Source organism: Marinococcus luteus (assembly GCF_900106595.1).
Classification (GTDB): Bacteria; Bacillota; Bacilli; order Bacillales; family Marinococcaceae; genus Marinococcus; species Marinococcus luteus.
Genome location: NZ_FNNC01000006.1, coordinates 1 through 23,402 on the forward strand (window position 1 = coordinate 1; position 23,402 = coordinate 23,402).

Consider the following 23,402-nt stretch of genomic DNA (forward strand, 5'->3'; position numbering starts at 1 on the left):
GTTCCTGCGCCAGATCGTGACGGCGACCGGCGACGGCTCGCTCGCGGCGCAGACGGCGCAGCAGTATGTGGAAGAACTGAAAAACGCGGTCGAAGTGTAAGCACTCCGGCCCGGCAAACTATGATTATCCGCCCTGGCTGCCTTTGGACAGCCGGGGCGTTTTTTTATGATAGTATTATGATAAGAATGCGTGTTGACCAGGGAGGTGTCCTGTTTCCATGAAAGGGGGATGAATAATGATAATTTATCCGGGCAGAAAAAATACAATCAGTCTGCTAATCTTCGGGGCAGCGTTTCTTGCCGGATGCAGTGCAGAGGAAAATGACGAACAGCCGGAGGAAAATGCTGGAGAGACCGAGGAGGCTGCTGGTTCGGTTACTGAAGCTCAGACAGAAGACTGGGACGTAGAAGTGATGGCGGAAAATCTCGACGTCCCGTGGTCGTTAAATATTCACGAAGACACGTACTATATGACCAACCGCGGAGGTGACGTGATCGAGGTGAACGGGGGAGAAAGAGAGCGCCTTTCGCTTAATACGAGTGATGAAGTAGCGAACGAAGGGGAGGGCGGCCTGCTTGGCTTTGTGCTGGCCGAAGATTTTGCTGACTCCCGGGAAGGCTATGCGTACTATACGTACCGTCAGGATAATGGAACGCTCGCCAACAGAGTGGCTGCTGTGGAACGCGAAAACAGCCAATGGAATGAAACGGAGATACTGCTTGATGACATTCCGGGGAGCCGGATCCATAATGGGGGCCGGCTTGAAATTGGGCCGGATGGTTATTTATACGCCACCGCCGGAGATTCGGATGAGCCTTCGCTTGCACAGGATCAAGACAGCCTGGCTGGCAGCATACTGCGAATGACGGTCGAGGGAGAAGTGCCGGAGGACAATCCGTTTGAGGATTCGTATGTGTACAGCTACGGCCACCGGAACCCGCAGGGACTCGCATGGAACAGCGATGGCCAGCTGTACAGCTCGGAGCACGGGCCGAATGCCCAGGATGAAATCAACGTAATCGAGTCTGGCAATAATTATGGATGGCCGGAAATCACTGGAAGTGAATCAGCAGAAGGACTGGAAACACCGGTGATTCAATCGGAAAGTACTACATGGGCACCCTCCGGCACGGCTTTTTTCGAAGATACTCTTCTGGCAGCTGGACTCCGGGGAGAGAGCCTGTACGCCTATGACGAAGAAGCGGAAGAGATGAATGCTGTATTTGAAGGAGAAGGCAGGCTCCGGGACGTTAAAACCGAAGATGGAGACGTTTATGTTCTTACAAACAACACAGATGGAAGAGGTACGCCGGCAGAAAACGATGACCGTCTGCTGAGGCTTACTCCAGGTGAATAATGATTTAAAATATTTTCGCTGTTTGGCAGGCAGTACTGCTGAACAGCAATTTTTTGGCAAAATAAGCATAACTTTTTCGAATGGAGCAGAAATATAAATGGATTTTCAAAAGCCTGGAATTAAACATTGTGGTTCAAGAAAGGTTCGATTCGCTGCTTCCCGGGCTTTTACATTAATTTTTTGTATAAAAGGATAAAAGGGTAATAAAAAAAGCTGAAGCAGAAAACTTCTCCTGCTTCAGTCTTTTTTATTGTAAAAAATCAATGCTGACCGGCTTTATATTTTTTCTGCAGGATCCGTAATGAAGACGACAAGGCTCCGGTCGCGGTCGAAATCCCAATCTACGAAAATATCGTGGACCGTCGTACCGAAGATAGAACCAAATTTTTCTTTATAAAGCTCTTCTTTTTCGAGAAGACGCTTCGTCGATTTTAAAATGTCCAAATGCCCCGTTCTGATTAGTTCTTTTTCAATTAAAATCAGGCCTCCGGTACGTACGGCGAGCATGGTTCGTTCGTTTACAGGATGGACTGTGATCTCCTCAGGACTTTTTCCCACTTCTTCACTGACACGCTGAATCGCATGTTTAATGTTCTCCTGGCGCGGCGTGCGGTTCTTTTCCTGCTTTTCTTTCAGTTTATCAGGGTGAAAACCGGTAATGACGCCCGATTTGTTTTCAATGTTCCAGTCAAAATAAAACTCCCAGCCTTCAATATCCATGAGAGTGGAAATGTAATGCTCAATTTCAGGCAGCATTTTCGCCATCATGGTTTCCCTTAATTCTTCCACGGCACTTTTGTCCCTTTGGTCGAGCATCACTTTTTCAATAGGTGATAAAAATTTTCGTATATGCATGACGATACAGCAGGGGTCGACGCTCACATAGACGGACTCCGGTCCTTTGCCGAAATGATCGCGAAGCACTCTGCCGAGGTAGCTTCCGATTTGTTTTTGTTGTTCTTCTATTTGTGCAGGCGCAGAATGTTCGGCCATATTTTCACCTCTTGTTCATTGTCTTGAATTTATTAACTGCTGCAGTTGATTAAGTATAGCCGCGATAAAGTCTCAAAAATCGCAGCACCTGAAGCTTTTATAACGTACAGGTGGTGACAGGGCTGCCACCATGAATAATCAACAGCTTCACCTCCCCGGAGTAATATACAAAAAGCCCGGTTATAGAGCGATTGGACGATACAACTTTTTATTTTTATACCCGGGGTTCATGCAGGAAAACAGCTTTAAGCATCGCTGAAGACTTTTTCACGTTTTTGTTCATGGCCGTATAAAGGCGGGGAAGCTGGAGCGGTTTCTTCTTCCATCTGCCTGCCTTTTTCGAATTTTTCCATAAGAACGTTGAAGGCACCGCGCTGTCCGGCTGTTTTGGAGATAGCCCGGAGGTAGCTGAAGCATTGGTTCTGGTCATGATCAAACGTTATTTTGCCTTCAAAGTTCCAGGCAATGCTTTCGGCATAATGCCAGCACACTCCTGCTGCTTCTCCCCCGAGGGAATCAGCTAACAGATGAAGAGATTCAAGCACGCGATTGGTAATTTTAATATCCTTTTTAGCGGCCTCTGCAATAGGAGAAAAGGCGGCGTACACATAATAGGCGAAAGTACTTTCCTTCATCACGACCCGTACCTCGTCCTTTTCATCGACAAGATATGGTCTGTGGACGGCAGTGCCGGAAATGGATCTGATTAAATCAGCGAGCTGGTAGACAGCATCCTCCGCGGTGGAGGGCTCGTTGTTTCCGATGGCTTTTAAGGCAATTTCCGTTAATTTTCTTACGCTGAAATTCATGTCCTGCATTTCTGTTTTTTTGTGGCCGATAAACAAAAACTGCAGGTACGTCTGCTCATTTACAGGCGTCTTCGGCTTTTCGTCGTACCTCTGATATGAAAAGAGCGTATCGCCTTCGAGCAGGTAATCGCCAACCCTTCGTTCAAGATACACAACGAGGCCATCCTTTTCCGCTTGAGTAATCAGTCGTTTAAAATCAACGAGCTGCAAAAAGCCTCCAGAGGAACTGGCAATGGAATAAACCGGCGACTTCTGGGGAAGACGGTATTCCTTCTGCGGAAAGGGACGGTGTTCTTGTAAATCATGTTCATTTGTAGCAGTAATGGTCTTCTGCGAGCGTTCATTCAGGTTATTGGTGAGATTAGCCACCTGCATCCATTTGGCAGCATGATTAATAAACAAAATAAAATTGATCGCAGATACTGAAGCTGCAATGACCCCGAGTACCGGAAAAATAACGTATTCGCTCACGGAAGGGTTCAGCATAAAAAAGCCAAGAAGTATATAAAAGTAAGATAAATTAAAAATGCCAATGGCGTGCAGAGTCCGGCGGTCTGCAATAAAGCTGAACAAAACGCGGGGCGTGAACTGACCGGAAAAGCTGGTTAAAACGATTAAAATCATATTGAACGTAAACGCGTGGATCATTAATACGCCGTAAGCAAGTGTACTGTAAATCATTTCAGTTAATGCATAATCAGCGGTGAGAAATGAGCCCAGGGGCAGCACAGGCTGAAGGCCAAACTCAATACCGTAGACAGCAAAAGCTGCCATCACTGCAAGCAAGGTATAGATTATGGGGAGCGGCCATAGGCTGGAACGGAGTTCATACCAACGCTGCTTTTTGGACATGCTTTGTATTTTTTTGATGAATTTAGGCGTTATGCGATGCACAATTGCCTCCTTTCTTTATTGTCATAATGTAATCAAATTTTCACGTTATTCTGTTCGCGGGTAGGCATCTAATGAAGCCAGCTGGCTGTTCCGCACCACCCGTACCTCACAGGCAGCCTTACTGGCTACAGTCCGGGATCTTCTGCCGCGAAGGAAACGTTCGAAAGCAGGGCCTCCGGTCTCTCCGACGAGGATTAAATCGGGGCTGTACGTAAAACAGAGGTGACGGGCCAATCGTTTTTCCGGAACACCGGCATCAACCACTGCTTCAACATCTGTAACACCCTTAAGCTCTGCCTCTTCTTTGTAAGCCTGAAGGCGATAACCGGCCTTTTCTTTTAAGTGGCGCACGCCTTTAGGATCGATGCGCTGCAAATTCGCATACCGGTGTTCATCGAAAACAAAAGCAAGTACTAAAGATGCCCCGTGTTCAAGAGCCATAGCACAGGCTTCTTCGAAAGCATCGTATGAAGGAGTTTCCAGGACATCGAGACCAACTAGTATCTGCTTATAACGACTCATAGCATTCTTCCTTTCTACAGACGAATTTTGACAATAAAAAAGCCAGAAAAAGAAAAGCTTCTTTTTCTGGCTTATGTTAAAGGGCTTTATTATCCCAACATTGCTGCCATCATCGAATATTTGGTGAATCAATATTGTTTTTGGTATTTCGGAAAGAAAGAAAAGTAAAGCGGAAACCGGGAACGGTAGAAAAAGGCTCTGCTTTTATAGAAATCAGAACCCCTGGGAGAGAGGGCCGTCTCATAAAAAAAACCACAAAGGAGGAAACCCTCATTTGTGGCTTATGCTTTAGCTTTATATCTAAGCATTACTGCCGTATTGATTTATTTTAATGAAATAACCAATTAAGATCTTATCATAATATTAATATTACCGGAAGTGGAAAGGTTAAAACATATTTTTGATCAGTGGTATCGCTTGCCGATGAACGGGTCCAGCAGGTACACTATCAGGGAAGAGATAACGGTTGGGGGAGTTCATCATAAAACTATCGTTGAAAACAGCAGGCATAATCGCAGGAGTCAGCCTTCTGGTTGTACCGGGGGTGCTCGCGCTGCTGCACTTCTTTACTCCGTTCAGCCTGGGAAAGAATACGACGGAGGACGGCATCGCGTTGAAAGAGCCGAAGGAAGCGACAGAAGACGTTTCCGGTATACATACAGAAGTGAGCAATCATATACAGGAGTCCCATAGGTACTGGAACGAGCGAACCGGTTACGGAGCCATCGACAACCTTACAGGAGACGACTTCGGCGATATGAGCACCCGGATTGAAGATACTGAAGAAGTAATAGACAAAATCGAGGATCCACAGCTGCAGAAGGATTTCAATAATGCTGTCCGCTGGCAGCAGGTGATTGAAGAAAACCCCGACAAGGAAAGCGTTCAGCAGGCTGCCCGGTGGACACACCGTATTTATCATGACCTGGATGAATACGTTAACGATTATGACGAGGCTCCGTTGTTCGGTGCCACCCACTTTGATAATGGAAGTATTTCCGAAAGCGATAAAGTACTCGAGCAGGTGAACCGCTTGCCGGAAGACTAAAGACAAAAAGAAGGATGCCGTGCCAGGCGTCCTTCTTTTGCGTATTAAGGACAGAGTTTCAATTCAGGTTTCGATTGTTCCGTTTGCGGGGAAAATTTTTCAGAGGGTTAATCTGAATTTGAACCAATGTATTATAAAGCGTGAATAAATAAATTTCCGGGAATGGTAGTTAAGAACGGAATGTGCAATAATATAGTTTGTTTTATTCTCAACTAGGGGGATTTGACACGTATGGATCACAACCATGAAGAACTTGTTCATCGATTAGAAGAAAAAGCATCCTTCGTGAAAGAGGGAAGTTTAGAAATAGTTTCAAAAAGCATACCGTTTATGGAAGATAAAGAAGGGCTTGATCCAAGAGTAAAACAATTCCTGGAGCAGGAATCCGATCCAGGGCTTAGACGTCCGATGACGTATGATGATCTTGAAATCATCCGCAGCCGTAAAGAACAACAGAGTCAGGATTTAAGCTCCAATATTCGCATGGAAACCAAGCTTGTGTCTTTAGAGGGCCGGGACTTAGAACTGAAAGTATATAATCGGTCAAAAAGCACCAGGCCGATGCTCGTTTACTTTCATGGTGGCGGCTTCTTTGAACGCGACGAAAGAGTAATGGACAATATATGCAAACTGCTGGCCGAAAAGGCGGAAGCTGTAGTAGTCGCAGTCGAGTACCGGCTCGCACCGGAGCACAAATATGCAGAAGGGCTGAATGACTGCTTTGACAGCGTGCGCTATGTATGTGACAACCGGGATGAATTCGGTGCAGATACGGGGAGTGTGGGTCTGGTGGGCGACAGTGTTGGAGCGAATCTGGCACTTGGCGTTTATCACTTAAGCCGTGAAAAATCCTGGGACATTTGCTACATGAGCCTATTGTCTCCTTTGTTGGACTTATCCGATGTGTCCGGAGGCGTCCGGAAAATGGAACAGTACAATCCGGGCAAAGACAGAGAGCTTGTGCGCCAGGAGCTTGTGACAATGCGGGAGTCGCTTTCTTTTATTCAATCGCTGTATGTCACAGATCTTGAAGAGCTCGATCAGCCGCTCGTATCCCCTTTACGGAGTAAGGAAAACATTACTTATCCTCCGATGACGCTTGTTGCGACTGAATTTGATTTTCTCCGTACACAGGGAGAGGAATTCACGAGAAAGCTTCAGGAGAAGGGGGAACTGGTACGCTACATTGAATATAAAGGGATGGCTCACACGTTTTTAAAGAAGTTGGGCTATTATCCTCAGGCTGCTGATGCCATTCGGGAAACGGCTGCCCACTTTCGGGAAGTGCTTCAAAAAAATACGCAAAGCAATTAAAAATAGGAGCGGCAGCCAAGCCGCTCCTATTTTTAATCGTTATTGAATACTGGCGGCTGCACGGAAGAAAAATTCCCGGCAAAATCCACTAAAATATTCTCGTATTCAGGGATGGAGCTCGTGTAGACGAGTTCGTTGTCCCCGTGCCAGTTGTAACCGACAGGCCCGAACTCTACGGCAGGCACGCCGTAAACTGTAAAATACTGGCCGTCCGAAGAACCATGCTGACCGAAAATATTAACCTTTTCAAGCTGGGTGTGGCGGGTGACGGACTCGGATAATGTTTTTACATAAGGGTTATCGACTTCCGTGTTTACGGGATCGTTGCAGATATGCACAGACACTTCATCCTCGGATAGACTGTTAATCTGCTGCAAAATATCCTCCGGCAACTGGTCCGGCAGGTAGCGGATATCAAGCGAAAATTCACACTTGGCCGGCACTTTGTTATAGACGGTGCCGGCCTGGATTTTGGCCAGGTTAATAGAAGGCTGGGCGTATAATTCTGAGCGTTCCCGGGAAAATGGGAGCTGCTTAATACGCTCATAGAGCGCAAATGCTTTTTCGATCGCGTTCTCTCCTTCCCACGGACGGCTGCCATGCGTGGAGGAGCCGGTGACAGTAATATCAAGCTGCAGAACACCTTTGGATTGAATAGCGATTCCCAGGCCAGTAGGCTCTCCGCAGATAACAAAATCTCCCTTATGACCGGTATCAACTAAATAGCCGGTGCCGTTACGGCCACCGGTTTCCTCATCGGGAACAATTTGCAGCTGTACTTTGCAGTCGGGCGGGATTTCTTTCAGGCGCACCATCGCAGACATCATAGCCGCAAGCCCGGCTTTCATGTCTGCCGAACCGCGCCCGTAAAGCTTTGCGTCTTTTTCGTAGGGAGCAAACTGCTCTTCTTTGCCTTTGACAACGTCCAGGTGGCCATTGAAAATCAGGGTTTGACTCCCGCTTCCGATCTCGCATACGAGCATGGAATGTCCGTTGTTTTCATGTTTTTGGACCGCCAGGCCGCGATCTTCCATCCATTTTTTACAGAATTCCATTGCTTCATTAACTCCAGAAAGACTCGACGTATTGTAGCTGATTAATGCTTTTAGGAGAGGAATCGTTTCATTCATTCTGAGCCTCCTCGCGAAAGTGTTTCATCATATTGAAAAAAGGACGCATTGTTTATACGGTGGATGAGGTTTCATCTGGAGCTGTATGAATTCCTTTGTTTTTATCAATTTTTACGACGCTGTCAAATCGTGCAAGTTCAATGTTTTCTTTGTCATTCAGCCATTCCGGATGAAGCTCTTTGCCTGCGGCCAAAGCGATGTAGGCTGAAGGAATATTCGCGCCGGCAGCGTGTGAGTGGGCGTATCCGCCTCCAAATCTTGGATTAATATCAATCACGTAATAGTCGTGGCCATCATAAAACACATCTGTATTAATGTAGCCGATGTGCTTCAAATTTTCTCCGATCTTCCGGCCAACATCCAAAAGCGCTTGATTCTTTACAGAAATTGCTTTATCCACATCGCCTCCGCGCATTTCGAGCTGTTTAAGGGCCAGAGTGGTTAAATAATTTCCTTCCAGGTCATTAACGATGTCAACACTGTACTTCTCTCCATCCACGACCTGCTGAATCACGATGTTATCTTCGGAATCATGAATAGAATCATCAGCGATCGGACTGTTTTTGACCGCGTCTACCGCCTGTTTGTAGGCAAACTGCATATCTTCAACAGAGGAGACAATGTTAATGCCGACCGAAGCCGAGCCGTTGCGCGGTTTAACAATCAGCGGCCAGGCGACCTCCTGGTTTTCAATTCCTTTCGCTGCGTCGTCCACCGTCAGGTAAGAAATTGGTGCCGCTACACCGAATCTGCCAAGAAGTTCCCGGTATTGATGCTTGTCTCTCATCGCTTGCACAGTGGAAACCTCCGGAGTAAAAACTCTTACCCCCAATTGTTCAATTTCATGACGGGATTCTGCAAATTTGGTGATTTCCCAGTCGTTTAATGGAATGAGCATTTTAATCGCTTCATCTTCACAGATCGACAGGATCGTGTCCAGGTAGTTTTCATCCGTCTGGTGCGGCGTAATATAAGATCTGTCTGCTTGCTGGATCGCTGGGGCCCCCGGGTCCGGATCAGTGACAATGACTGTCCCTTCGATATTTAATCCGTTCATCGCCTCCTGGAAAAACTGAACAAAATCTATTCGGCGTGCTGCCGAGGTTAATAGTATATTCATGGCGGAACCTCCATTTTAGATATATAGTGTACAGTCTTAACGACTAATAAAATTTCTGTGGGCAGTGTGAAAAGGAAACTGTTAGTCTGCTAACTTTTTCCATGAGCATAAAAAAGAGCCGAAAAGGCACTGGTACCTTTTCGGCTCATGTTTTGCTTTATTTCAAAACATTGCTGCCGCAATAATAAGTGTTTGACTAATGTCACTTATACCTTATTCGCGACCGCCCTAAACGTTTCGTTTTATAGCATAGCTTATAAACCAGACTGAAGTATCAATATGCCTCGTGGCAGGCTATCTCTTTTTTTCCGGCTCCAGCGCGAGCACCATGTACCCTTTATCTGCACTAAAATTCCAGTCGGTGAAAACGTCCGTGATTTTTCTCTGCAGAATCGGCTCCATGTGCTCTTCTTTAAACAGCCGACGTTCCATTGGCCGTTTGGCAATTTTGAGCTGCTCTCCAAAGCCTGCATGAATGAGTTCTTTCTCAATTTCAACAAACACACCGGAGCGGTAAATCATAATCGAGCGTTCATCAATCCAATAAGCTTCCGTATATTCGGGCTCCTTTTGGCCTTTAATACTCAGATTCACGATTTTTCTTTCGAAGGCCTTTTGACTGAGCTCTCCCGGCCACGGAAACTTTTTTGGCGGTTCTTCATCCATGATGGCCCAGATCATGCCGCTGTGCGCTTTTAAATTCCAGTCAAAGTACCACTCTTTAATTATTCCATTTATCATATCTTCAATGTCCGGCTGAATCCGGGGACAAAATTCGTGCATAATAAACTCTCTTGATTTCGCAACGCGCTGTTCTTCATTTTGCTGCAATAAAATATTTTCCATCGGTCCTAAAAAATCTTTCACGTTCATAATTAAAAATGGCCGTTTAAACGAAACATGGATATTAACCGGGCCTTTTCCAAAGTGATCCCTCAACGCTTTACCGGTATAGGCTGCAATCATCTGGGCTTCGGTTTGCTGTTGTTCCATAAGGTCTCCTTTTTTAAGAAACGGGGTTCTTCTTAACTTATTACCATTATACTGATAAATAAGCTTTTTATATACGTTTTTTCGGTTTTTTAAGACTAAAGATCTGCAACTAAACACCTTTTAAAATTTCGAATATAAGAAAACACCTTTGTTTACAAGTCAAATAACACCTTGTTAAACATAGAAACTAAAAAGTGTAAAATTTGTATGAGCAGCAGGTTAGTTCCAAAAAAATAATTAGAATGATTCATTTTAATCCCCGGAGTCTCGTATTTAAGCGTTCTCTTTTACTTTGAAAGGGGAGGAGCGTATTATAATAGATGGAAGGCACATAGAATGGTGGCTTCTCCATAGAAAAAGCTCTTCCTACGCCGGCAGGAAGAGTTTTTTATGCTTTGGGGGAGGCGTTGAAAAGAACGATTTCTGGAGCCTTTTATGAGAAGACTCAGCTTCTTATTTGATGCGCAGAAAATAATACGTTTCGATTGCTCTCTGGAAAGGTAAACAAACAACGAGCAATAACTAAATAGTATCGGCAGCAACAGACAGTTCCAGCTGTTCTGTAAGCCAGGAAAAAGATCTGCTCTTTTTCTGGCTTTTTTTATTGCTTCAAAAGCAGGTGCCGGCTCAAGGGCACCAATTAATAAACCAAAGGAGAATGAGCTTAGCGACAGGAAATCTATTTCAGGAATCGTTTTATTTTTAAAGGCATCCGGTATTCATAAAAGCTATCCTATTTAGGGAAAGGACGTACACATGTGAAAAAAATAAAGCCATACATTTCAGACCTGATGACTGAATTTAAAGAAGATAATGTGCCTTTGCTTGCCGCTGCCCAGGCGTATTATTATATTCTTTCCATTTTTCCGCTGCTTATTTTTGCGTTGACGATTCTGCCATTATTAAATTTGAATCCTAACTCTGTAGTCAGCTTTATAGGAACCGTCGCACCGTCGGATACTGCTTCTTTGTTTGAGGAAAATATTACAACACTGGTACAGGAACCGCGTGGCATTTTATTTGTAGTCAGTCTGCTCGGTGCACTCTGGTCTGCCTCTAATGGCATTAATGCGTTTATTAAATCCTCCAATGAAGCTTATGATGTAGAGGAGTCACGCTCGTTTATTAAAGTGCGTTTGATCGCCATTGCACTTACAATCTGTATGATCCTGACCATTGTAGTGGCCCTGGTGCTTCCGATATTCGGGAATGTTCTGATTTCGATGATCAGCTCTGTTCTCGGCCTTCCGGCGCAGACAGAGATTTTATTTCAGGTGCTCCGGTGGGTGATTGCGGTTACCGTTATGACACTCATGCTTCTGCTGTTGTACCGGTTCGCTCCAAATAAAACATTAAAGTGGAAGGAAATACTGGTTGGCTCGTTAACTGCTGCGCTTTTGTGGCAGATCGTATCGCTAGGCTTTTCCTTTTACGTCAGCAATTTTGGAAACTATTCGGCTACCTACGGCAGCCTTGGTGGTGTCATTATCCTGCTGCTTTGGTTTTTCCTGACCGGTCTCGTGCTTATGATTGGTGCAGAGATGAACGTTATTTTTCACCGTAGAAAAAGTGGTACGGACCGAAGAAGCAGAGCACAAAAAACTGTCCAGCACGAGAAGTCCAGCTCATAGCTCCTGAATTTAAAAATCAACATTAAATAAAAACGGTTCCGGCTGCTGCCCGGGACCGTTTTTATGCTCTGCTGAGGATGTGGATAACGGTTTTTTAAAAACCTGCCGTCCAGCCGCCGTCTGCGGTTAATACCGTGCCATTGATGAAGCTTGCATCGTCGGAAGCTAAAAACAGCGCTGCGTTCGCAATTTCGCCTGCCTGCCCGACACGCGGAATGAGGGATTGGGTTTTCTGGGTCCGGGAAGCGCCGAATTCACTCACATCCTTCATCGTAGAGCTGATATTGGTTTGGACCGCTCCCGGAGCAATAGCATTGCAGCGGATGCCTTTGTCTGCATACATAAAGCCTGTGTTTTTAGTCAGACCGACGACGGCATGCTTCGAGGCCGTGTAGGCCGCTCCGGCATGAGCACCGTTCAAGCCGCCTGTCGAGGCGGTATTAATAATAACACCTGCTTCTTTTTTCAGGAAGATGGGAAGCGCGTAACGAATGGCACGCATCACGCTTTTCGTATTAATATCAAACAGCAGGTCCCACTTCTCATCACTAATGTCTCCGGCTGCTTCCATTCCATCCATAATCCCGGCGTTGTTAACCAGGATATCGAGTGTGCCGTAAGCGTTAACGGCTGAATCGATCATGTTTTTGATGTCCTCGGGCTTCGTTACATTCGCCTCCACCACCTGAGCGACGCCGCCTTGTGACGTAATCGATGCCGCCACTTCCTCAGCTCCCTGCTTATTCACGTCTGCCACAATTACCCTTGCTCCTTCAGCAGCGAATCGTTCAGCGATTGCTTTCCCCATTCCCGATGCAGCGCCAGTTACTACGGCTGCTTTTTCATGTAATTTCATCTCTTTTCCTCCTCCACATTAATGTATTCGCTTACAAAATAATTATTTAATCAACACCTGTTCAATAAATTAGTTCTATTTGTAGTATAATAGACGCAGGTTTTTAACTACAATCATCAAAGAGAGCGTATATTGTTGATTAGCAAACAAATTCCGGTCTTTTTGTTTATAAATTTAAAATTACAGTAGAGAGGAAAGGGAAACATATGAAATTATCCTCTGAAACAACAGATCGGCGAATAAAAAAATCAAAAAAAGCAATGCAGCAGGCACTGCTTGAATGGATGGAGGAAAAGGATTTTAAATCCATCACCATTACAAATATTGTCCAACGGGCCGATGTTAACCGGGGAACGTTTTATAAACACTATGACTACAAGGAACAGCTGCTCGAAGATATCATGGATGAGATTACCGCTGATTTAAAAGAAGCGTTTCGAAAGCCATATAAAAGTAAAGCAATGCTCGAGCTTCCGGAACTAACGGCGCCTTCGGTAAAAATATTCGAGCATGTCTTGAAGCATGACCATTTCTATACGCTTGTTATTGCCTCAAACATGCTGACCGGCTTTCAGTACAAACTAGTCTCTATACTCCGGGGGCTCGTACTCGAGGATCTTTTACAGGCGGCAGGGGACGAGGGCATCGACCAAAGGCTCCAGGCCGGCTATCACTCACACGCCATTTTTGGATTGATTGTCGAATGGGTGCACGGAGGATTTGAACACAAGCCGGATTATATGGCTGAGCAGCTGTTATTGATAATTAGAAACCGTCCTGCTGAGGTTGTGTTTAAGGCTGAAAACTGACCGATGATGTAATTATAAAAGAAAGGCCCGCATACTGGGTCAGTAGCGGGAAAGCTGTTTGATTAAATCGTTTACGAGATTTTCAAGCACCGCAATTCTTTTTTTCGTATGCATTACAGTCGGCACACGTGAGATTGTCGTTTTTAAAGAAGAAGCTGCTTTAGAGCCGGTAACGGTGATCGATTTAGGTACTCCCTGGAAGGTATTCAGGCATAGTTGGTTAAACTTTTGCACGAACAGCTCTGAAGCGTCTTCCTGGCTGGTGGCAATGTCGTGAGAGAGCACTATTTCCGATGTTTTGTCTACAAACATACATATCCACAGATGAACCGGGGATCCTGATGAGGAATTGCCGAGGGTAACGGAATCCACCTTGAATATGCCTCCGTATAGATAAGTATTCCGCATGGGAAGCTTCTCTAAGGAAACATTGTCTAGGGACTCGAAAGTCTTTGCAGCTGGTGGGCTTTGACCACCGGAATCCATAGAAAACAATGGCTCGAGGCGTACATTATGAACTTTTTCGTAGGAATTTCGCATCTCCCCCTCGTCGAATACAGGAATCATGTTCGTTTCGGCTCCGTTCAAGGCGAGGGGATTGGAGTTAAAATAATCCAGAACCATTGGAATGAGCGGCAATATATGCAAAAAGGCAAAAAGTTCATGTGCTTTTAAAAACTGGGGGGCTTTTCCTGGCTCAAGCCTTCTGAACGTCGGCCAGTGTTCATGCTCGTAGAAGGCATAGCCGGTCTGAAGGACAAGCTCGTGATCGGCCGGCTCCAATTCCTCGAGATCGTCAAATGATAAAAATAGTGCTTCCAATTCACCGGCAGTAAACGACGGATCAAAAAACTGTCTGTATAGAGCCTGTTCTCCCGTAGTTCCTGAGTACAGTCCCAGCCCGTAGACTTCCTGTTCATTTCCGAGCACGCTGGCAATAAACCGTTCTCCGGTTTCCGGAAGCAAAAAGCCGAAAAGGTCGGCAGAGGCAATATCGTTCCAGGGGGCCTCCCAGTTGAATTCCCCGGCTGCATCAAACAGGTCCGCCCACTCCTCCAGTGTGGCAAGGTCGTTCTCCTTTACCCCGGGAAGAGGAACAAGCTTATCCCAGTCCGCATCCTTCGGAGCGCCGGCGTTTTCGATGAAGTAAAGCAGGTCGTTCAAGTAATGGCGGAACCTTGTTTCGCTGAAATTTCCTTTCGGCGTCCGCCATACCTCATCAGAAACCTCTGCACGGGGATTGGGCTTTGTCACGTTTAAACACACAGGGGAAGGGTCAGCAGATTCCCCGGTTATGATTTGTTCGAGCAGAATCTCGTGCCCGTGGTCCTCTCCAAAGTCATATAAATAGGTGATCCTCTGCCCCTCTTTCCAGAGCCAGTCGAAGATCGTTTCATTTCGTTCATCGAATACGCCTGGTTTTTCTTCCATATCCGGAAAGTCCATGCTCGTAATTTCATATAAGGCAGGCCGGTCCGGCGCCATTCGCTGCTTCATCTGCAGGTACTCGTCCTGGTCCATTGAGCGGGCGCTTTTCATTGGTTCAAGAACATCTTTTTCGAAATATTTTATCTTTTTCTTATATTCCTGGTGCTTTATATCACTGCTGGCCTGCAGGCGGAAGGTGTGCAGGTGGCTTTGCTCCCATAAAAAAGCTGCCTGAATTAAGTTATGCAGATCAAAAAAAGTAAACGAAGAAGGAAGCTCAAATCTTCTCCAGACGGGAGGTTTCGTGTCCATAAGCCGTACTTTTAACTGTAGTTTCAATGTAGGCACCTCCTAAAGATTGTATCTACAGTCTAGCAGAAATATTTAAGGGAAAGGAAAAGCTTTTCACGCGTGATACTATAGAAAAAACAGAATCATTCTGTACTCATTTTGCCAGCTGAAAGGAGCTTCGGCCTTGATTGTCTACGAAGCAAATAAACAAGAATTTCTTGAAGATGTTTTTCACGATGAACTGGTTACCAACATATGCAGCAATTACACGTCCAAGGTCGGTAAAATCAACGAAGCAGAGGTGAGGTCCTGGGATAATTCGATGCAGTACATGTACCGGGTGCTAATGGATGACGAAATTCCGGACAATGCCGGAGTCGCGATCGAATTTAAAATTCCTTATACGTCGAAGCGGGTGGATTTTTTAATATCAGGCAAGAATAATAATGATCCCGCTATCGTTATTGTCGAGCTGAAGCAGTGGAGCAGGGCAGAAAAAATTGAAGGGAAAGAAGCGATCGTTAAAACGGCGATGGGTGGCGGACTGGTGGAAACAACTCATCCTTCCTATCAGGCCTGGTCATACGCCTCTCTTATTAAAGATTATAATGAAAATGTTCAAAAGGACCATATTGAGCTGCACCCGTGCGCGTATTTGCATAACTATCTTTTACAGCCGGAAAATGAACCGCTCACCGATGACGTCTACACCTATTATGTGGAGCAGGCGCCAGTGTTTGCTAAGGGAGGAGCGGGGAAGCTGCGCGCATTTATTAAACAATACCTGACGCACGGAGATAATAAAGAGAATATTTATAAAATCGAAAAAGGAAAAATCCGTCCGTCGAAATCGCTTCAGGATACGCTGAACAGCATGCTCGCAGGAAACGATGAATTTCTGATGATTGATGACCAAAAGGTCGTATACGAAACAGCCCTGCAGCTTGCAGAAGAAGCCAAACGTACGAATACCAAGCAGGTACTCGTCGTTGAAGGCGGCCCGGGTACGGGAAAATCGGTGCTTGCGGTGAATCTGCTGGTGGAGCTGACAAATAGAAATCAAACCGTGCAGTATGTAACAAAAAATTCAGCGCCGCGAAATGTGTATGCGAATAAACTAAAGCAGGACTACCGCAAAACCCATATCGATAATTTATTCAAGGGTTCAGGCAGCTACGTGGACCGTCCGAAGGATGAATTGGACGTGCTGGTCGTAGATGAAGCCCACCGTTTAAATGAAAAGTCCGGTTTGTTTCAAAATCTGGGAGAAAACCAGATGAAAGAAATCATCCATACGTCGAAGCTGGCGGTATTTTTTATGGATGAACACCAGCGGGTTACCTTAAAGGACGTAGGGACGACGAAGGAAATCGAAGGATTCACCGAGGAGGCAGCAGGCGTCCTGCACCGGATGAAGCTTGCCTCCCAGTTCCGCTGCAATGGCTCCGACGGCTACCTGGCCTGGGTGGACGATACGCTCGGCATCCGGGAAACAGCCAATGAACATTTTATGGGACGCGATTACGATTTCCGGGTATTCAGTGATCCAAACGAATTGTACGAAACGATTGCTGAGTTGAATGAACAAAACAACAAAGCAAGGCTCGTGGCCGGGTACTGCTGGGAATGGCCGAAAAAGGAGCGGGCCTATTCGGACGCGCACGACATTACACTTCCAGAGCACAGCTTTGGCATCAGCTGGAACCTCGACACCTCCAATACGTGGGCCATTGATGCAGGATCAGTCACAGAAGCGGGCTGCATTCACACATGCCAGGGACTCGAATTCGATTATGTGGGCGTCATTATCGGGGATGATCTTGTGTACCGGGACGGGGAGCTGCAGACGGATTACACGAAAAGGGCCAAAACCGATCAGTCGCTGCGCGGGATCAAAAAGATGATGAAGGAAGATCCGGAACAAGCCGGAAAGCTTGCCGACGAAATTATCCGGAACACCTATCGGACGTTAATGACCAGAGGGCAGAAAGGATGCTTTATCTACTGCACAGATAAAGAGCTTGAGCAGTATTTTAAAGAACGGCTGGCGCTCACGGAGCTCGGGTACAGGCCGGAGAGTTTTTTCAAAAAGGACCTGGAGGTAGCTGAAAACTATTCCGGTTATGAATAACTTTAAAAAAGTATCCCCCAGCCCTGGCAAGAGGCAAAAGGGATACTTTTACGTTTTCAACGCCTCGCGTTTTCTAATCCATTTAAACAGCCACCGAAGGATTGGGGGAACAGCTATAAAAATGAACAGAATGCGAAACAGCTGGTAGCAGATGACAATTGAAATGTCAGCGTTCACCTCCCGGCCGATAATCCCCATCTGGTCCATGCCGCCAGGCGCGAGGCTTAGTAAAGCAGTAGCAGGAGAAACATGGTGCAAGTGCTCCAAAATCAGGCTTAGACTGAACGCTCCAGCAATCAGGACGACCCCGCCGGCTACGGTCAGTGCTCCAATCCTTGCTTTCTTCTGAAGCTGTTCGGGCCGGAGCAGCAGACCGAAGTAAGTGCCGATCAACAGCTGGGCTCCGTTCGTTATAACAACCGGGAGAGCCGGAGCCTGCAGACCGGTAAGCGTAACACCGATCATTACAAGCATGGGAGCAAGCATATAGGAGGTCGGAAGCCGGAGCTTTTGTCCAGTCCAGGCTGCGGTGAGACAGAGGCCAAGAAACAGAAGCGCTGAAGGGAAAAGACCGTCCCAGGAGGCCGCTGTCTGGACGGAGCTGCCTCCGGACGCCGCATCTCCGTCCGTAAATAGGGGGCTCACCGCAAGCACGGGGACTAAAAACATAATTAAAATAATCCGGGTTACCTGCATGAAGGTCACGATCGTAATATCAATCTGCTTTTCTTCTTCCGCAAGAGTCACCATCTGGGAGAGGCCTCCCGGAATGCTTCCGGTTAAAGCCGTGGGCAGGGAGACCCCGGAAAGAGAAGCAAACCCGAAGGCCATAAATCCGGAAAATAAAAGAAGCAGCATCGTCAGTCCAATCATCATTGGCAGCTGGGAGCCGATCTGGTAAAAGGTCTCCATCGTAAACGCCAGTCCGATCGTATAACCGACAATTATTAATCCGGTGTTTCTAAGGGACTGCGGCCAGTACATCTGTGAGCGGGGCAGCTTCGAAAGAAATAAAACGACCGCCATCGGTCCGAGCAGCCAGGGCACAGGAATATTCAGCACGGAAAAGAAAAAGCCGCCGGCGCAGGCAGCTGCTGCAGTAACAAAAAGACGCAGCCAGGCCGGCTGCACACATTTAGAGCCAGAAAACATACAAAGACCTTCTTTATTGATTAGTAGCATAGATTAAGGTGATTGTAGCATAAAACAACCAGGCTTCGAAGAACAGCAGGGGTACAGAAGGAAAAAAGACGAAAGATGAGACCTGCGCTTTGACATGGTACGATAGAAAATAATGGAATTCATAAAAAGGGGAGATTTTGTGGCGGAACAAAATAAAGAACTGAATGTTTATACGACAAAAAAATACCTTCGCAAGCAGACGCTGGCAACAATTCTTGATCAATTCGATGACCGGTTAATGAACCTGAACAAAACCCGCCGCAAGGCGAAATACGTCAAGATGAAACAGGACCCCTACAGCTTCTTTCGGGGAAGTGCGTATTTATTTTACTACGATGTAGTTAATATTCCGTTCCGGCATCATACACCAGAAGACAGGCCGACCTGGATTATGGGCGATATGCATATGGAGAACTTCAGCAGCTTTCAGAATGAAAACGGAAAAATTGTTTTTGATGTGGATGATTTTGATGAGGGCTATCTTGGTTCTTATCTGTACGACGTGCTCCGCATGGTGGTCAGCATCCGGCTGTTTGCGATGCAGCAGGGATTTGATGATGACGAGCGGGACGCTTTCGTGCGTACGTATTTAGAAGCTTATTATAAGCGTCTGAAAAAATTCAAAAAAGGCAAAAAAGATCCAGTGGAAACGCAGTTTACTTCAAAAAATACAAAGCAGCCAATCAAAAAGACGCTCGAAAAGCTTGAGGACCGAAAAGCTACTCACGAGCTCGACAAGCAGACCATTGTCAATGAGGACGGGGACTTTATATTTGAACGGGAAAAATCAAAACTCGATTCAGTGACTGACAATGAGTACCAGGAAATAATGAAAATCTGGGATCAGTATTTAGGCAGTCTGGCAGAGGAAAGCTACGAGAGCGAAGAGCATTATGAAATCAAGGATATAGTGAAAAAGACAGGAGCCGGTATCGGTTCCACCGGCTTGAAGCGTTTTTACATTTTAATTGAAGGCGGAGAGGATCATGTTATTTTGGAAGCGAAAGAAGCGCGGACGCCGATCCCGGCATACTTTTTTCCGTATGAAGAAACGTTCTGGACCACAAATAAGCACCAGGGCAAGCGGGTGATCAAAACCCAGCGGGCGATGCACCATCTGGCTGACCCTTATTTAGGCTACTTCACGCTTCAGAACCGCGATTACTACGTGCGGGAACGGTCACCGTACGACAAAGATTTAAAGAGTAAGCATTTGGAGAAGCCGAAACGGATGCACCGCACGGTGAAAACAATGGGGAAAATATCAGCAAAAGTTCATGCCCGGGCAGATGTTGATATTCAGCAGGGACTGCTGGATTATCACAGCGAGAATGAAATTTTAAAAGCCATTGGAGACGACAAAGAAATTTTTATTGAGGAAATGGTTACATGGTCGAGGTTTTACAAAGAGCGGGTGGAGGAGGATTACGAGCTCTTTCTTGAATGGCTGAAGGAAAGCTTTTAATATTGGAAAGCAGTAGGTGCCGGCGGGGGAGCCGGCACTTTTTCTATACATAAGCAAGAAACTGAATGACTTCTTCGCTGGTGTACTTATACAGCAGGTGGGTTGAAGCCTGCGGAAGGTCGAATTCCGGGGCGTCCACATGAAGCACTCTTCCTTCCGCAAGCTCCCTTCTTACTGCGGAACGGGGAAGAAAGGAAACACCGAGGCCTTCCTCGATAAACCGCTTCGTTACGTGACTCTGAGACACCTCCATCGTCTGCAGGGCGGGGAAGCGAGTGCGCAGCTTTCGAAGCAGTGTTTCCCAGTAGCCTGGATGGTTGTAGGTGAAAACAACATTTTTCGTCAGGACGTCCGTACTGTCGAGAGGCAGAGCTGTTTCAGCATCACCTCCATCATGTGGGGCAATTAAAAGCACCGGCTCCTGATGCAGCAGCTTCTGGTGCATATCGCTGCCAGTAGCGGGGAGAAGAGAAAGACCGATATCGGCAGAGCCGTCATGGAGACAGCGTTCAATGAGAGCAGATTCCTGAACGTCGATGATCACGTCGATATGGGGGTAGGCTTTTATAAACGTGCGTATAACCTGGGGAAGCATCGAGACCGCAAGAAGCGGAGAAACGGCGATGGTCAGTGTACGTGTCTTTCCCTGCTGCCATTGCTCCATATCATCGAGTCCGGAGTGATAACTGTTAAGAATGGCCTGCGCATGGGGAAGAAACCGGCGCCCGTCCGGACTTAATGTAACCCGGCGGCCTTTGGAGACAAATAATTTAAACCCCAGCTGCTTTTCGAGATTCTGAATATGGATAGTTACCGCAGGCTGAGTAATAAAAAGTACTTCGGCCGCCTGACGGAAATTTTCATATACAGCCGCAGCAGTAAACGTCTCCAGCCACTCTATTTTCATCATATATCCCTCTTTTAATAAGATAATATTATTGATAATGATAATTTTATTTAATATTTATTATTATATACCCGCGATAAACTAAATGTAACAACTATAAAGGAGGAAGAGATAATGAAAGGAAAAGGACTGGAAAATGTAGTTGCTGCCGAAACTGCTGTCAGTATGGTCGACGGGGAAAAGGGAAGGCTGGTTTATAGAGGGCTTCCGGCGGCAGACATAGCGCTTGAGTCGTCGTTTGAAGAAGCTGCTTATCTGCTGCTTGAAGGAGAAAAACCTGATGAACAGCAGCTGCAGGCATTTACAGAATCGCTGAAGAAAAAACGGAAGCTGCCGGAGCATATTCATAAGATGATTGAGCAGTTTCCTGATGATCTGGAGATGATGAGTGTTCTCGAGGCTGCAGTGGCCGCGCTGGCAGAAAAAGCTCCATTGGAAGAACCGCTGCGCGATCAGGCTGAGCGGCTGATCGCCGTGCTTCCAGTCATTATCGCGAGCCGACACCGCCAGCTTCAGCGAAAAGAAATGGTGCAGGCGGACGCCGGCCTTTCCCATACAGCTAATTATTTATATATGCTCCACGGCCAAAAGCCGGAGGAAGTGGAGACCCGGGCGCTCGAAGCGTATTTAATTTTAACGATGGAGCACGGCATGAATGCATCCACTTTTACTTCCAGGGTAATTGCTTCCACAGAATCAGATTTCTTTTCAGCGGCCGCGGGGGCAATCGGCGCCCTGAAAGGGCCGCTCCATGGGGGAGCGCCAGGCGGGGTTATTAATATGCTTGAAGCTATAGGTCAGAAAGAAAACGCAGAAGCGTGGCTGCGGGCGAAAATAGTGGCCGGGGAACGGCTGATGGGCTTCGGCCACCGAGTGTATAAAACGACAGACCCAAGGGCAGAGGCATTAAAGAAAATATGCGAAAGCATTGCAGGTAAAAACGATTGGCTTGATACTGCGTATCATGTGGAAGAAAAGGCGGTGCAGCTGCTGCAGGAATATAAGCCGGGAAGAGAGCTTTATACTAATGTAGAATTCTATGCAGCCGCTGTTTTAAAGGCAGTCGAGCTTCCTGCAAACTTATTCACCCCAACATTCGCTCTTTCACGGAGTGTCGGCTGGAGTGCTCATATTGCAGAGCAGCGAAAAGATAACCGGATCATACGCCCTCAGTCTGTGTATATCGGCAAATAAATAATAAGTAAAAGACCGCTGAAAAGCGGTTTTTTATATGGTTGAGTATGAAAGTTTATTCATATTAAACGAGTGAATTAGAAGACAATGGATAATAATGATGATAAAATAAGACTAAAGAACTATTTAATTAAGAAAAAAAGACTAAGTATATTTTTTATTACCAAAAAACTATACTGTCTGCAGTTTGGTGGCTGAAGGAGGGCGGGCTTTTGAGTGGACAAAATAAAGAAATGCAGTTATATCATACGACGATCAAGTATGGTGTATACATTGCCTTTATCATTCATATGGTTTGGCTCGCAGGGTTTTGGTGGCTGCAATTCGAGACGATGGCTGCTTTGAATGTGATTAGCTGCCTTGTATATGTAATTGCCTTCTATCTAATGAAAAAAAGAAAATATGTAACTTGTTTTTTCATCGTACTTACAGAGGTCATGGCCCATGCCGCTGTTGCTACGATAGTGCTTGGCTGGGGTACGGGCTTTCATTACTATATGATTGTTACTGCCTATGTACTGTTCTTTTTCCCGCAGATCCGCGGGGTAAAGGCTATGGCTTTTGCAATTATTATAATTATATATATGGGGTTATACAGGATCACTGCAGGTATTCCTCCCGTCGAAAATGACATTGTGGCTTTCGTTTTTCCGGAAGCAAATATGGTGGGTGCGCTTTGTATTATAGCGCTGCTCGGCTCGATTTTCCGTAATAATTTTGACCAAATGATCCAAAATTTACATGAGATGAACCGGCAGCTTGAGCATATGGCCGCAACCGATGCGCTCACAGGGCTTTTTACGAGACGGAAGATGTATGAGCTTATGTCTGAAAAAATGGAAAAGAACAATTCCTTTTATATTATGATGATCGATATCGATTATTTTAAATCAATTAATGACCAATACGGGCATGCGGTAGGAGACGCAGCTATCATACATGTCTCGGAAGTTATTATGGCTAACCTTAAAAATAAAGGCTTTGTCTCCCGCTGGGGCGGGGAGGAGTTTTTGGCAGCAGCAGAGGTTTCAGATGATGCAGAGGCAGGAAGGCTGGCAGAGATCGTGAAAGAGGAGATGAATATAAATATCCTGCACCACTGCGGGGAATCAGTGCCGGTAACGGTATCGATCGGGATAGCGAAATGGGAAGAGAGCCGGGACATTGAAGAAGTGATTAACGAGGCGGACCGGGCGTTATATAATGCGAAACAAAAAGGGCGGAACCGGACAACGATACATGAAGTGGTGGAAACCTAATAACAGCTCTTCGGCTTAAAAAAGCTGGAGAGCTTTTTTATGAAAAGCGGGGCGGAATAAACAAAGTG

General features: G+C 46.1%; 19 protein-coding genes. 9 read left to right on the forward strand and 10 right to left on the reverse strand.

Going from position 1 to position 23,402, the window contains the following annotated elements:
* The first annotated feature begins 236 nt into the window (after positions 1 to 236).
* The gene (locus tag BLV22_RS11930) at positions 237 to 1,358 is read left to right on the forward strand and encodes a PQQ-dependent sugar dehydrogenase (protein WP_091615648.1); all 1,122 of its coding nucleotides are present in this window, start codon (positions 237 to 239) and stop codon (positions 1,356 to 1,358) included.
* Positions 1,359 to 1,634: 276 nt separating this feature from the next.
* Here BLV22_RS11930 and BLV22_RS11935 read toward each other — a convergent pair whose 3' ends face one another.
* From BLV22_RS11935 to BLV22_RS11945, 3 genes are all read right to left on the reverse strand, one after another.
* Positions 1,635 to 2,351 carry a Na-translocating system protein MpsC family protein gene (locus tag BLV22_RS11935; protein WP_091615651.1) on the reverse strand — a complete coding sequence of 239 codons (717 nt, stop codon included), beginning with the start codon at positions 2,349 to 2,351 and terminating at the stop codon, positions 1,635 to 1,637.
* 245 nt (positions 2,352 to 2,596) lie between these two features.
* Complete coding sequence (locus BLV22_RS11940; protein WP_091615654.1) at positions 2,597 to 4,054, reverse strand: DUF2254 domain-containing protein; 1,458 nt, start codon at positions 4,052 to 4,054, stop codon at positions 2,597 to 2,599.
* A 45-nt stretch (positions 4,055 to 4,099) separates the two neighbouring features.
* Positions 4,100 to 4,576 (reverse strand): universal stress protein, encoded by a 477-nt coding sequence (locus BLV22_RS11945; protein WP_091615657.1) that lies wholly within the window; start codon positions 4,574 to 4,576, stop codon positions 4,100 to 4,102.
* A 466-nt stretch (positions 4,577 to 5,042) separates the two neighbouring features.
* Here BLV22_RS11945 and BLV22_RS11950 point away from each other — a divergent pair, with 466 nt between their 5' ends.
* Together BLV22_RS11950 and BLV22_RS11955 are read left to right on the forward strand one after the other, a co-directional pair.
* Positions 5,043 to 5,624, forward strand: a complete 582-nt coding sequence (locus BLV22_RS11950) for a hypothetical protein (RefSeq protein WP_091615659.1) — start codon at positions 5,043 to 5,045, stop codon at positions 5,622 to 5,624.
* 231 nt (positions 5,625 to 5,855) lie between these two features.
* Positions 5,856 to 6,938 carry an alpha/beta hydrolase gene (locus BLV22_RS11955; protein WP_091615662.1) on the forward strand — a complete coding sequence of 361 codons (1,083 nt, stop codon included), beginning with the start codon at positions 5,856 to 5,858 and terminating at the stop codon, positions 6,936 to 6,938.
* Positions 6,939 to 6,970: 32 nt separating this feature from the next.
* Here BLV22_RS11955 and BLV22_RS11960 read toward each other — a convergent pair whose 3' ends face one another.
* The 3 genes from BLV22_RS11960 to BLV22_RS11970 all read right to left on the reverse strand — a co-directional run bounded on the left by BLV22_RS11960 (position 6,971) and on the right by BLV22_RS11970 (position 10,181).
* The gene (locus BLV22_RS11960; RefSeq protein ID WP_091615665.1) at positions 6,971 to 8,068 is read right to left on the reverse strand and encodes a M20 family metallopeptidase; all 1,098 of its coding nucleotides are present in this window, start codon (positions 8,066 to 8,068) and stop codon (positions 6,971 to 6,973) included.
* Positions 8,069 to 8,120: 52 nt separating this feature from the next.
* Positions 8,121 to 9,188 carry an ATP-grasp domain-containing protein gene (locus BLV22_RS11965; protein WP_091615667.1) on the reverse strand — a complete coding sequence of 356 codons (1,068 nt, stop codon included), beginning with the start codon at positions 9,186 to 9,188 and terminating at the stop codon, positions 8,121 to 8,123.
* A 294-nt stretch (positions 9,189 to 9,482) separates the two neighbouring features.
* Complete coding sequence (locus BLV22_RS11970) at positions 9,483 to 10,181, reverse strand: Na-translocating system protein MpsC family protein (protein WP_091615671.1); 699 nt, start codon at positions 10,179 to 10,181, stop codon at positions 9,483 to 9,485.
* 758 nt (positions 10,182 to 10,939) lie between these two features.
* Here BLV22_RS11970 and BLV22_RS11975 point away from each other — a divergent pair.
* A complete protein-coding gene (locus tag BLV22_RS11975) occupies positions 10,940 to 11,812 on the forward strand; it encodes a YihY/virulence factor BrkB family protein (protein WP_245724088.1) in 873 nt (290 codons plus the stop codon).
* Between the two features lie 94 nt (positions 11,813 to 11,906).
* Here BLV22_RS11975 and BLV22_RS11980 read toward each other — a convergent pair whose 3' ends face one another.
* Positions 11,907 to 12,668: an SDR family oxidoreductase gene (locus BLV22_RS11980; RefSeq protein ID WP_091615673.1), complete on the reverse strand. Its 762-nt coding sequence runs from the start codon at positions 12,666 to 12,668 to the stop codon at positions 11,907 to 11,909.
* Between the two features lie 206 nt (positions 12,669 to 12,874).
* Here BLV22_RS11980 and BLV22_RS11985 point away from each other — a divergent pair, with 206 nt between their 5' ends.
* Positions 12,875 to 13,477 carry a TetR/AcrR family transcriptional regulator gene (locus tag BLV22_RS11985; RefSeq protein ID WP_091615676.1) on the forward strand — a complete coding sequence of 201 codons (603 nt, stop codon included), beginning with the start codon at positions 12,875 to 12,877 and terminating at the stop codon, positions 13,475 to 13,477.
* Between the two features lie 39 nt (positions 13,478 to 13,516).
* Here BLV22_RS11985 and BLV22_RS11990 read toward each other — a convergent pair whose 3' ends face one another.
* Positions 13,517 to 15,244, reverse strand: a complete 1,728-nt coding sequence (locus BLV22_RS11990) for a plasmid pRiA4b ORF-3 family protein (RefSeq protein ID WP_091615678.1) — start codon at positions 15,242 to 15,244, stop codon at positions 13,517 to 13,519.
* Positions 15,245 to 15,380: 136 nt separating this feature from the next.
* On the opposite strand from BLV22_RS11990, the gene BLV22_RS11995 reads away from it, so the two are divergent.
* Complete coding sequence (locus BLV22_RS11995) at positions 15,381 to 17,327, forward strand: DUF2075 domain-containing protein (RefSeq protein ID WP_091615681.1); 1,947 nt, start codon at positions 15,381 to 15,383, stop codon at positions 17,325 to 17,327.
* Positions 17,328 to 17,375: 48 nt separating this feature from the next.
* Here BLV22_RS11995 and BLV22_RS12000 read toward each other — a convergent pair whose 3' ends face one another.
* Positions 17,376 to 18,479, reverse strand: a complete 1,104-nt coding sequence (locus BLV22_RS12000) for an AbrB family transcriptional regulator (protein WP_176967764.1) — start codon at positions 18,477 to 18,479, stop codon at positions 17,376 to 17,378.
* 169 nt (positions 18,480 to 18,648) lie between these two features.
* On the opposite strand from BLV22_RS12000, the gene BLV22_RS12005 reads away from it, so the two are divergent.
* Positions 18,649 to 19,974 (forward strand): DUF2252 domain-containing protein, encoded by a 1,326-nt coding sequence (locus BLV22_RS12005; protein ID WP_245724089.1) that lies wholly within the window; start codon positions 18,649 to 18,651, stop codon positions 19,972 to 19,974.
* Positions 19,975 to 20,017: 43 nt separating this feature from the next.
* Here the strand turns inward: BLV22_RS12005 and BLV22_RS12010 are convergent, their stop codons facing one another.
* Positions 20,018 to 20,884, reverse strand: coding sequence for a LysR family transcriptional regulator (locus BLV22_RS12010; RefSeq protein ID WP_091615689.1), 867 nt, complete (start codon positions 20,882 to 20,884; stop codon positions 20,018 to 20,020).
* Between the two features lie 111 nt (positions 20,885 to 20,995).
* Here BLV22_RS12010 and BLV22_RS12015 point away from each other — a divergent pair, with 111 nt between their 5' ends.
* Positions 20,996 to 22,075: a citrate synthase/methylcitrate synthase gene (locus BLV22_RS12015; protein ID WP_091615692.1), complete on the forward strand. Its 1,080-nt coding sequence runs from the start codon at positions 20,996 to 20,998 to the stop codon at positions 22,073 to 22,075.
* 212 nt (positions 22,076 to 22,287) lie between these two features.
* Positions 22,288 to 23,334, forward strand: coding sequence for a GGDEF domain-containing protein (locus BLV22_RS12020; RefSeq protein WP_091615694.1), 1,047 nt, complete (start codon positions 22,288 to 22,290; stop codon positions 23,332 to 23,334).
* Positions 23,335 to 23,402: the final 68 nt, after the last annotated feature.

Bases quoted from the DNA above. Each gene is read 5' to 3' on its own strand.
- BLV22_RS12015 (WP_091615692.1), top strand. From the start codon at position 20,996: ATGAAAGGAAAAGGACTGGAAAATGTAGTTGCTGCCGAAACTGCTGTC.
- BLV22_RS11985 (WP_091615676.1), top strand. From the start codon at position 12,875: ATGAAATTATCCTCTGAAACAACAGATCGGCGAATAAAAAAATCAAAA.
- BLV22_RS11980 (WP_091615673.1), bottom strand. From the start codon at position 12,668: ATGAAATTACATGAAAAAGCAGCCGTAGTAACTGGCGCTGCATCGGGA.
- BLV22_RS12010 (WP_091615689.1), bottom strand. From the start codon at position 20,884: ATGATGAAAATAGAGTGGCTGGAGACGTTTACTGCTGCGGCTGTATAT.
- BLV22_RS11930 (WP_091615648.1), top strand. From the start codon at position 237: ATGATAATTTATCCGGGCAGAAAAAATACAATCAGTCTGCTAATCTTC.
- BLV22_RS11970 (WP_091615671.1), bottom strand. From the start codon at position 10,181: ATGGAACAACAGCAAACCGAAGCCCAGATGATTGCAGCCTATACCGGT.
- BLV22_RS11945 (WP_091615657.1), bottom strand. From the start codon at position 4,576: ATGAGTCGTTATAAGCAGATACTAGTTGGTCTCGATGTCCTGGAAACT.
- BLV22_RS11955 (WP_091615662.1), top strand. From the start codon at position 5,856: ATGGATCACAACCATGAAGAACTTGTTCATCGATTAGAAGAAAAAGCA.
- BLV22_RS12000 (WP_176967764.1), bottom strand. From the start codon at position 18,479: ATGTTTTCTGGCTCTAAATGTGTGCAGCCGGCCTGGCTGCGTCTTTTT.
- BLV22_RS11965 (WP_091615667.1), bottom strand. From the start codon at position 9,188: ATGAATATACTATTAACCTCGGCAGCACGCCGAATAGATTTTGTTCAG.
- BLV22_RS11960 (WP_091615665.1), bottom strand. From the start codon at position 8,068: ATGAATGAAACGATTCCTCTCCTAAAAGCATTAATCAGCTACAATACG.
- BLV22_RS11935 (WP_091615651.1), bottom strand. From the start codon at position 2,351: ATGGCCGAACATTCTGCGCCTGCACAAATAGAAGAACAACAAAAACAA.